Raw genomic sequence first — 9,802 nt, forward strand, 5'->3', positions numbered from 1 at the left:
CATGAGGCCGGCGCCGATCTGCGTGGCCAGGCGGATGCGCTGTGCCTCGCCGCCCGAGAGCGTGGCGGAGGCGCGGGCCAGCGTGAGGTAGTCGAGGCCCACGTCGACCAGAAAGCGCAGGCGCTCGACGATCTCCTTGACGATGCGCCCGCCAATGAACTCCTGGCGCTCGGTGAGCGTAAGGCCCCGGAAGAACTCGAGCGACTCACGGCAGCTCATGCAGCAGACGTCATAGATCGACTTGTCGCCCACCGTCACGGCCAGCATCTCGGGCTTGAGGCGCGCGCCGTGGCACGTGGGGCACGGCATCTCGTGGATGTACTTCTCCAGGCGGGCGCGCAGCTTCTCGTTGGCGGTCTCGCCGTACTTCTCGAACAGGATTGAGCGCACGCCGGCGTAGGTGGTGAGCCAGTGCGTGTCGCGCCCGTCGACCGTGTGGTAGTCGACGCGAATCTTGGTGGCGCCCAGGCCGTCGAGAAGGGCGGTGCGCACCTTCTTGGGGAGCTTCTTCCACGGGGTCTCGGGGCTCTCGCCAAAGTGGCGGCACACCGCCGCGAGAATCTGCGGGTAGTAGTTGGAGCGGCCAAAGAAGCTGCCGAATACGCCGTCTGCCACGGACTTCTCGGGGTCCTCGATGAGGGCCTCCGCGTCGACCACGCGCCTGAAGCCCAGGCCGTCGCAGTCGGGGCAGGCGCCGTAGGGGGCGTTGAACGAAAAATCGCGAGGCTGCGGGTCGTCCATCGAGTGGCCGTGGATGGGGCAGGCCAGCGCCAGCGAGTACTGCAGCAGCTCGCCGGGCATGCGCTCGGGGTCGTCGCGGTCTGGCAGCAGGTAGACGCCCACCTTGCCCGCGGCGAGGCGCGTGGCCGTCTCGACCGCCTCGGCGATGCGGCCCAGGCTCGTCTCGCGAATGACGATGCGGTCCACCACGACCTCGATGGTGTGCTTGAGCTTCTTGTCGAGCTTAATCTCCTCGTCGAGGCCGCGGACCTCCTCGTCGACGCGCACGCGCGAGAAGCCCTCACCGCGCAGGTCCTCGAAGAGCTTGGCGTACTCGCCCTTGCGGCCCAGCACCACGGGCGCGAGCACCAGGGCTCGGCGGCCCTGGCCCGCAGCCAGCACCTTGTCCGCCACCTGGTCCGTGGTCTGGCGCTCGATGACGCGGCCGCACTCCGGGCAGTGCGGCGTGCCCACGCGCGCGTAGAGCAGGCGCAGGTAGTCATAGATCTCCGTGACGGTGCCCACCGTGGAGCGCGGGTTCTTGCTCGTGGTCTTCTGGTCAATCGACACGGCCGGCGACAGGCCGTCGATGCTGTCGAGGTCCGGCTTGTCCATCTGGCCCAGGAACTGGCGCGCGTAGCTCGAGAGGCTCTCGACGTAGCGGCGCTGGCCCTCGGCGTAGATAGTGTCGAACGCCAGGCTCGACTTACCCGAGCCCGACAGACCCGTGATGACAACGAGCTTGTCGCGCGGGATGGAGACGTCGACGTTGCGCAGGTTGTGCTCGCGCGCGCCGCGGATGACGATTGCGTCGGAGGCCATGAGTGCTCCCAGTCTAGGCGTGTTCTTCTCGGCATCAGTATAGAACAATAGTTCGCCTTTTGCGAGAGAAACGCGCGCGGGGACAGGGGGACGCGCCTGCTGTCCCCGTCTGACGGGGACAAAAGACACGCCCCTCTGTCCCCATCAGCGAGGGTGGCAGCCGAGCCGGCGCCTACTCCCCGTAGCGCTCGCGCAGGCGCTCGGTCAAGGCCATGTTCTCGGAGTAGTCGACGCGCACGACCACCACACTCGGCGCGTCATCGTGGGAGAAGGCCACGTCGAGGGTGGGCACGAGCTCGGCGGCGCTCGTCACCTCGTAGCCGTGGCAGTGCATGGCCTCGGCGTAGGCCTTGAAGTCCGGGTTGGAGAAGCCCACGCCATATGTGTCGCCAAACTGCTCCTCCTCCTTCCAGCGGATGAGCCCGTAGTGCTCGTCCTCCCAGATGAGGACCACGATGGGAATGCGCTCGCGCACGGCGGTCTCGAGCTCCTGCGAGTTCATCATGAAGCCGCCGTCGCCGGTGACGGCCAGCACGCGGCGCTCGGGGTGCACGAGCTTGGCCGCGATGGCGCCGGGAACCGAGAAGCCCATCGAGGCGAAGCCGTTGGAGATGAGGCAGGTGCGCGGCTCGTAGCAGGGGTAGTTGCGGCCAATCCAGATCTTGTGGGCACCCACGTCGGAGACAAGGATGTCGTGGCGGCCCAGCACCGAGCGCACGTCGGCCAGAATACGCGCGGGCTTCATGGGGTAGGCGTCGCTTGCGGCCATGCGGCCGAAGTCGTCGCGCAGGCGCTTGCCCACCGCGAGCAGCGCCGCGGGCTCGGGCGCTCCCTCGCGCTTCGCCACGCGCAGAATCTGGTAGATGCTGTCGGAGATGTCGCCCGTGACCTCGACGTCGGGCTCGTAGAGCTGGTTGACGTCGGCCGGAAGGCCCGAGATGTTCACGATCTTCATCTCGTGGGTGTGCCACTTCTTGGGCGCGCACTCGATGAGGTCGTAGCCCACGCCAATCACAAGGTCTGTCTGGTCGAACGCGTCGATGATGTAGTCGTGCTGCGGGATGCCCACCACGCCCAGGCGCCAGGGGCTGTCCCAGGGGACGATGCCCTTGCCCATCATGGTCTGCACCACGGGGATGTGCAGGCGCTCGGACAGCGACCTCACGGCCTCAGCCGCGTTGGCGCGCACGGCGCCGGCACCCACCAGGAGCAGCGGATTTCTGGCCTCGGAGATGAGGCGGGCCGCCTCGATGACGCTCGCGGGGTCGGCGTAGAGCGCGGGCGGCTGCTGGCGACGCATGGGGCGAGCCGTGCTGGGCATGTGCGCCACGTTCTTGGGCAGGTCGATGTGGGTAGAGCCGGGCTTTGCGGCCTCGGCGTACTTGAAGGCCAGGCGGCAGATCTCTGCCACGGTGTCGGGGCGCATCACAACCTTGCTGCGCTTGGTAATAGGCGCAAACATCGCCGAGAGGTCGAGGTACTGGTGGCTCGTGAGCTGCATGAGCTCGCTGGAGACCTGCCCCGTGATGGCCACGAGGGGCGCACCGTCGAGGAAGGCGTCGGCCACGCCGGTGACGAGGTTCGTGGCGCCCGGGCCCAGCGTGGCGAGGCAGACACCGGCGTGGCCCGTGAGGCGGCCGTAGACGTCGGCCATGAAGGCGGCGCCCTGCTCGTGGCGTGTGGGGACAAAGCGGATGCCCGAGCCCTTGAGGGCAAACATCAGGTCGAGGTTCTCCTCGCCCGGGATGCCAAAGACGTACTCCACGCCCTCGGCCTTGAGGCAGTCAACGAGGACCTGCGCGCAGGTCTTGGTCGAAGGAGCTGCGGCCGCGCCGCCGGGCGCGTGGTTCTCGGCCTTGCCGTCCTGCTCAACCTGCTCGGCCTTGTCGGCCGCCTCTGCCTGAGTTTGCTGCATACGAGCCTTCTGAGCTGGCATTTGTTCTCCCGTCCGCGTCACGTTGGACGTCCTCGCGTGTTATTCGCGGACAAGTATGTGACGGCGCGGGATCGTTTGGGAGCCCTCGTTACCAGCTCGACACGAGGTTGATAAGTGGCTGAAAGCTTGCGGCATGACAGGGGGACGTGTTTTTGTCACGCTCGAGACGGGACAAAAACACGTCCCCCTGTCATCAACGACGCACGCCTGCAGGGCGGGCAACCAACCTAGTGCAGAAGCGGGTTGTCGAGGTGGAGCTCGGGGCGGGGAGAGCGGCTGGGGGCCTTCGCAACGGGCGCGCTCGAGACGAGCTCGCTGCGAACAACCCGCAGCTCCCAGGCACTGGCGACCTCGGCCGCGCCCGACCCCGCGCGCACGCGTGCGAGCGCGGCCGAGAAGACCGGCCCCACGATGTCGCAGCGCCACACGCGGGCCTGCACGTGGCGCCAGCCACCCTGCTCACACAGCCACAGCTCCACGGGCTCGTTGAACCACAGGGCATGCGCAAGGGCCGCGCCGGCGTCGCTGCGGTCCTCGCGCAGGGCCACCACGTAGGTGTCGTTCGTCACGTTGCCACCAATAATGCCCAGTTCAGAGGCCGAGAAGACCTCAACAGCCAGAGCGTCGGCAACGAACGGGGCGTGCAGGCGGGTCGCATCGTCGCCCGCAGGTGTGGCGCCCGCGGAAAAGGCGGGGTCGCTCGCACTCGTCTCGCCCAGGCGACGCCAGACGTCCAGGTCGCAGCGCTCGAGGTCTGAGTCGGGGTGGTTGCCGCAGGCCTTGTAGTCGTCCTCGAAGGCGGCAAGCCCCGCGCGGGCGCGCACGACGTGCATCTCGCGCGCAAGGCAAACGTAGTAGTCGATGGGCGGCACGGGGCGCCAGCCCAGCACCGCGCGGCGGTGCGGGCGCCAGATCACCGAGAGGCATGTGACGCCGCGCTGGGCAAACCAGTCGCACGCCTCGACGTTTTGCGCCACCGCGTCGCCGACGCTCGCGACGGCCCCCTCGCCCGCGAGCTCGGCACCGCCCACGAGCTGCGTGTACACGTTGCCGCGGCCAAAGACGTCCACGGCGTCCACCGTGCGGCGCAACCACTCGTCGTAGCCAACGTGGGCGTCCTTGCCCGGGCACAGGCGGGCAAACTGGCCCGCTCCCCAGACCTCGAGGTTGGGGCTGTAGGAGCTCACGGGCGCAAGCTCGCGCAGGTGGGCCAGGGTGTCGGCATCATAGGCAGGCGCCATGAGCTGCGAGGCAAAGGGTGCCGAGAAGCCCTGTCCCATGGCCGAGAGCGCGCGGGCGTAGCGGGCGGCCTCGCGCGAGAAGGGCGGCTCGCCGTCGAAGTCGGAGCCGCCCGAGATGTAGAGCTGGGAGTAGCGGCCCGGCTCGGAGAGCGCTGCCCGCACGACCTCGGCAATCTCGGCGCAGGGCACCTCGGGGTCCTGGCCACGACGGGTGAACAGGGCGCAGAAGCGGCACTGCCTGCCCTCGCGCCAGAACTCGCAGCGGCGGTAGGCGGTGAGGATGAGCTTCTGGGCGCGGGCGTCTGCCAGGGCGTCGGCCGGCGTGCCCGCACTCGTCTCGAAGTCATAGAGCGCGGGGCGTGGGGTAAAGCCGATCACGTCGACGAGGCCCTCGCGCGCATCGCCAGGGGCGATGTCACCGTCTGCCGCGATGGTGCCACCCGCCGGCTCGCGCAGCGTGAACTCGCAGGTGGCGGCGTCGTAGTCGATAACGTAGGGGTCGTCGTAGGTCTCGCCCCAGTTGATGTGGACGTAGGTGGCGTCGCGCAGCAGCACGCCGCCAGGCATGACGGCACGCTGGGTGGCGCGGCCAGCGAAGGCAATCTCGAACGGCTCGTCCGAGGCAAAGCGATAGTCGGGGCGTTGCAGCCGCGCGAGCGCGCGGGCGGTCAGGCGCGCGCCATGCCACACCATCGAGATCTTGAGCAGCACAAACGGGCTCATATCGGGGTACTCCGCGCACAGCCTGCGCCACTCGGCAGCCTTCGACTCCACCATGACTCCGTCTCTCCAATCATCTATCAGCGGGGACAGGGGGACGTGCCCTTTGTCCCTACCAAACGGGGACATTAGACCCGTCCCTCTGTCACGGATTACGGAACGAGCACGAGCGCGGCGACGATCCCTACGTTGAGGCCCACGGCAAACACGAGGTCGCGGGCGCGCAGCGGCACCTCGAAGGCGCAGCGGCGCGGCGCCCCGTCCTCGAACCCGCGCGACTCCATCGCCATTGCAAGGCTCTCGGAGCGTTCGAGGGCGTGGGCCAGCATGGGCACCACGCGACGGGGCGAGAAGGGCCCCACGCGCACGCCGCGCGCCCTGAGCGCAAGGCCCACCTCGCCGTACTCGTCGCGCACCACGGGGAAGAAGTGGTAGGCGGCAAGCACGCCGTAGGCAAACTTGGGCGGCAGGCGGAACTGCTGCATCAGGCTCATAACCAGCTCGAACGCGTCGCTCGTGAAGGCAAACGCCATGCCCAAGCCGCCGTAGGCCAGCACGCGACTCGCAAGCTGCGCGGCCGTGGTCCAGTCGCTCGCAAACAGCGTGCGCTGGCCAAACATGTCTGCCTCGACGCCCGCCGAGGCATTGCCGCTCGCGCCGTACATGAGGCCGGTAACGAACATAGCGAGCGCCGTGATGGCAAACGGCAGCATCGCGAGCGCAAGGCCCCTGCGGTTGCACCCGCGCGAGCAAAGCGTGGCCACGATAGCCAGCGCCGCCACGGCCAGGTTCACGCGCGTGTTGAACGTCACGGACAGGAGCAGCGACGCCACGATGAGCGCCGCGAGCTTGACTCCGGGGTTGAGGCTCCTCATCGCTCACCCACCCCCTTCAGGCTCCGCTCGAAGCGCGTAAGCTCGTCGCGCGAGATTTCGCGGACACGCCCATCCTCCACGAGCAGCACTTTATTGGCAATGGCTCGGGCAAGCGTGAGGTCGTGTGTGGCCATGACCACGGTGAGGCCCGCCGCCACGCGGCCCATGAGCATGTCGAGCATGAGGCGCGTCGAGCGCTCGTCCTGCGCATAGGTGGGCTCATCGAGCAGCAGCACGTCGGCCGCTCCGGCAAGCATCGAGAGCATGGCGAGGCGGCGCTGCTGCCCCTGCGAGATCTCGTAGGGCGAGCGCCCATCAAGGCCGGAGAGGGCAAACTCGTCGAGAAGGGCGGGCACGCGAGCCGCGAGCTCCTCCTCGCTGGCGCCGGGGTTGGCCGCGCGCAGCGTCACGAGCACCTCCTCGGCAACCGTGAGGGCCAAAAACTGCAGACGCGGGTTCTGGAAGACGAGACCCACGCGACCCCTCACCTCGAGCTGGCCACGCGTCTCGCACGCACCGGCGATGGCGTGGAGCAGCGTCGACTTGCCGCTGCCGCATGCGCCCACCAGGGCCACGACGCTGCCGCGGGCCACGTCGAGGCTCACGTCCTTAAGCACCGGGGCGTAGGCACGGCGGCGACCATAGCCGCAGCTCAGGCCATGCGCAAGCACGACGGCACCGCAGCTGGCAACGCCATCGCCGGCGTCATCGCCCGCGCCGCCCCTCTCGTCCAGATCGACGGGCGCGTAGCCCGCCGCCCACGCGTCTCCCGAGAAGAGCCCCGCGGCCGCGAGCTCGCACGCATGGGCGGGCCACTCCCCCGCCGAAAACGAGGCATCGTCGAGGCTGCCCTCCCCGCGCATGAGCACCACGCGCGTGGCAAACGGCAGCCACCACTCCGCGCGGTGGTCAACGACCACAAGCGTTACGCCCATCTCGGCATTAAGACGACGCAGCTCGGCAGAGACCACGGCACACGACGCGGGGTCGAGGTTCGCGAACGGCTCGTCGAGCACGAGCGTGCGGGCCCCGCAGGCAAGCGCGGTGCACAGGGCGAGCTTCTGCTTGAGGCCGCCGGAGAGTCGCCCGATCTTCTCGGCAGCGCGGTCCTCGAGGCCCACGAGGGTCAGCAGCTCATGACAGCGGTCGCGCAGGCTGCCCTCGTAACCCACGTTCTCCAGGGCAAAGAGCACTTCGCGCTCGACCGTGTCCATGCAGAACTGGTTGTCGGGGTTCTGGAACAGGATCGAGACCTCGCGGCTGCGCTCGCGCGCGCCCATCTGGGCCACGTCGCGCCCGCCGGCGAGCACGAGACCCTCCATCTCGCCCGCATAGGTGGGGTAGAGGCCCGCCAGGCACAGGGCCAGGGTCGACTTTCCGCAGCCAGACGCCCCCATCACGAGGACGACCTCCCCCCGACCAACGGTCAGGGAGAGGTCGCTGAACACGAGGCCTGCGCCTTCGCCGTAGCGAAAGGCGAGGCCCCGCGCCTCGAGTGCGGGCGCCGGGACGGCAGCGGCAGTGGCGCCGCAGCCGCTCGCGGCGGCCTGGGCGCTTGCGACGCCCCGATCACCCGCGACGCAGTTGTCGACGCTTGCGCTAGGCACGGTTGCGGCCCAGGGCATAGCCCTTGAGCAGGCCGGTCTTGGCCAGGCCGTCGCCGATGGCCTTGGACAGGAAGCCGCAGAACACGACGGAGCTCACGAGGCGTACCACGAAGAACAGGATGAGCACGGGAATCGAGAGCAGGCCGTAGCCCGAGCGGATGAAGCTCCACACGAAGCTGATGATGGTGCAGAAGACGGCGGCGAGCATCATGTCCTTGGTCTTGAAGCTCTTATAGCGGCCCAGGGCAAAGGCGAGCTCGGCGCCGGCGCCCTGCACGAGGCCGGTCACGATGACCATGGGGCCGTACATGTTGCCAAGCAGTACCTCGATGAGCGCGGCGATGACCTCGGACACGAGGGCCACGCCCGGGCGCTGGATGATGTAGGCGGCAAGCGTCGAGACCATGAACCAGATGCCAAAGACGATCTCGTTGCCCATGGGGCCGATTCCCATCGGCGTGAACGCGGCGACCATCGCGGCGGCGGCGTACACCGCGATGAGGTAGACCACGCCAAAGACGATGCAGAGCATCGCCACGAAGATGATCTCCTGAAGCTTCCAGCCGCCCTTGGCGCTGTCCTTCTCGTTAGCCATTGCTATCCCCTCTCGCCCGGCTCGCGGGCATCGTGTTGGCCCGCACCCCGCGGGCCCGTAACGCTGGTCTTTTGCGTATCCACCGCGGTGCGCGGTGGATACGCGCACGGTTGCACGGCCGCCATGGACGGCGGCACCGCCGCGGTCCTACTCGGCGGACTCGTCCGTCGGGCTGTTGACGTTAATGGTGAAGTGCAGCACGTAGTGGTGGACGCTCTCGGCGTCCTCCATGAGCTGGCAGACGTCCTGCAGGTAGGCAAAGATGTCGCGGATCGATCCCTCGATGCGCGTGGCGTAGTGGATCGTGGTGGGGTTGAGGCCGCGGTTCTCGGCCATGCGCCAGACGGCCGCGATGTCGTCGATGTAGTCGCCCACGCCCATGGGATAGAGGGCGAGCTTGCACAGGGCCGGCTGGGTGGCCGCCTCGATCAGCGCGCGGTTGGGGGCCTCGCCCTCGACGCTCAGGACCGAGTCGCCCGAGACATCGCCGGGGCAGCCCTTGGAGACCTGGCCCTCGAGCGCCATGTGGACGTTCTCGGTCCAGGCACTTGCGAACAGGCCCGCGACGGCATCCATGACGTAGGGCAGCTTGCCGCGGTAGACGGTAGAGAGGGCATCGGACTCGCTCCAAACGGCCGAGGTGTCGACGCGGCCGAGGGCGCCCAGGATGATGTCGACGAAGCTGTCGCACATGGGGTAGAGCGAGAAGCGGCAGCCAGAGATGGGCAGGCTGGTGCCGCGGCCGGCCCAAGGAAGATCGGGGCGGTTGCAGCCCTCGCAGCAGGATTCGTCGGACATGGTTTCCTCTCCCTATGAGTTGCGTTTTCGCAGGTGGCAGGCGCGGGCTCGGTAGAGAGGACGAATCTGCAAGGTGAGACCGGTGGCCAACGGCATAGGCCGTGGCACGAGAAAAGCCGCCGTAAAGCGGAGAGCTTCCCTACGCTGGTCCTAACCAGGTCAGGTTCAAGGGGTTGGAAATCCTCTCAGCTCTTGCGAGCACCCCCAGCTGTGTTGCGCAAGCCTTTGTTCGCGCAACGGCATTGGATTATACGGCGAGCGGTTGCCACGTCAAGTGTCGTTGTTATCGGCAGGGCATTGGGGAAGCCCCTGATTCGAAAAACCCATCAAATAGGTAACCTACGAGGGACTCTTCGAGTAGAGCGACCCTCATGGCGATAAAATCCCAGTTGGCCAATGGGCCGGCAGACGACCTACTTGGCACGCGCGCCGGAGGTTACCTATTTGACGTGTTTTTGGCAGACTGATGCCCCCTCGCAGGCCGGACC

7 protein-coding genes and 1 riboswitch are annotated in these 9,802 nt (G+C 67.9%); all 7 genes read right to left on the reverse strand.

The genetic code is table 11. The features are described from left to right. Window positions 1–1,542, reverse strand: a 1,542-nt coding sequence (locus tag AC1VTH_RS04095; protein WP_481334842.1) for a UvrA family protein, incomplete at its 3' end; no start/stop codon positions are given. A gap of 172 nt (window positions 1,543–1,714) precedes the next feature. Beyond that, the gene (locus AC1VTH_RS04100) at window positions 1,715–3,457 is read right to left on the reverse strand and encodes an acetolactate synthase large subunit (protein ID WP_481334843.1); all 1,743 of its coding nucleotides are present in this window, start codon (window positions 3,455–3,457) and stop codon (window positions 1,715–1,717) included. 248 nt (window positions 3,458–3,705) lie between these two features. Further along, on the reverse strand, window positions 3,706–5,496 hold the full coding sequence (locus AC1VTH_RS04105; protein WP_481334845.1) for a radical SAM protein: 1,791 nt from the start codon (window positions 5,494–5,496) through the stop codon (window positions 3,706–3,708). A 95-nt stretch (window positions 5,497–5,591) separates the two neighbouring features. Continuing rightward, complete coding sequence (locus AC1VTH_RS04110) at window positions 5,592–6,314, reverse strand: energy-coupling factor transporter transmembrane component T family protein (protein WP_481334846.1); 723 nt, start codon at window positions 6,312–6,314, stop codon at window positions 5,592–5,594. Continuing rightward, on the reverse strand, window positions 6,311–7,921 hold the full coding sequence (locus AC1VTH_RS04115) for an ABC transporter ATP-binding protein (protein ID WP_481334848.1): 1,611 nt from the start codon (window positions 7,919–7,921) through the stop codon (window positions 6,311–6,313). The genes AC1VTH_RS04110 and AC1VTH_RS04115 overlap by 4 nt, the downstream gene beginning before the upstream one ends. Continuing rightward, the gene (locus tag AC1VTH_RS04120) at window positions 7,914–8,516 is read right to left on the reverse strand and encodes an ECF transporter S component (protein WP_481334849.1); all 603 of its coding nucleotides are present in this window, start codon (window positions 8,514–8,516) and stop codon (window positions 7,914–7,916) included. The genes AC1VTH_RS04115 and AC1VTH_RS04120 overlap by 8 nt, the downstream gene beginning before the upstream one ends. A 147-nt stretch (window positions 8,517–8,663) precedes the next feature. Then, window positions 8,664–9,314 (reverse strand): YkoF family thiamine/hydroxymethylpyrimidine-binding protein, encoded by a 651-nt coding sequence (locus tag AC1VTH_RS04125; protein WP_481334850.1) that lies wholly within the window; start codon window positions 9,312–9,314, stop codon window positions 8,664–8,666. A gap of 119 nt (window positions 9,315–9,433) precedes the next feature. Continuing rightward, a riboswitch (TPP riboswitch) is annotated at window positions 9,434–9,530 on the reverse strand. Between the last annotated feature and the right edge of the window lie 272 nt (window positions 9,531–9,802).

It is taken from the genome of Parolsenella sp. (genome assembly GCF_982402205.1).

Bases quoted from the DNA above. Each gene is read 5' to 3' on its own strand.
- AC1VTH_RS04105 (WP_481334845.1), bottom strand. From the start codon at position 5,496: ATGGTGGAGTCGAAGGCTGCCGAGTGGCGCAGGCTGTGCGCGGAGTAC.
- AC1VTH_RS04100 (WP_481334843.1), bottom strand. From the start codon at position 3,457: ATGCAGCAAACTCAGGCAGAGGCGGCCGACAAGGCCGAGCAGGTTGAG.
- AC1VTH_RS04125 (WP_481334850.1), bottom strand. From the start codon at position 9,314: ATGTCCGACGAATCCTGCTGCGAGGGCTGCAACCGCCCCGATCTTCCT.
- AC1VTH_RS04110 (WP_481334846.1), bottom strand. From the start codon at position 6,314: ATGAGGAGCCTCAACCCCGGAGTCAAGCTCGCGGCGCTCATCGTGGCG.
- AC1VTH_RS04120 (WP_481334849.1), bottom strand. From the start codon at position 8,516: ATGGCTAACGAGAAGGACAGCGCCAAGGGCGGCTGGAAGCTTCAGGAG.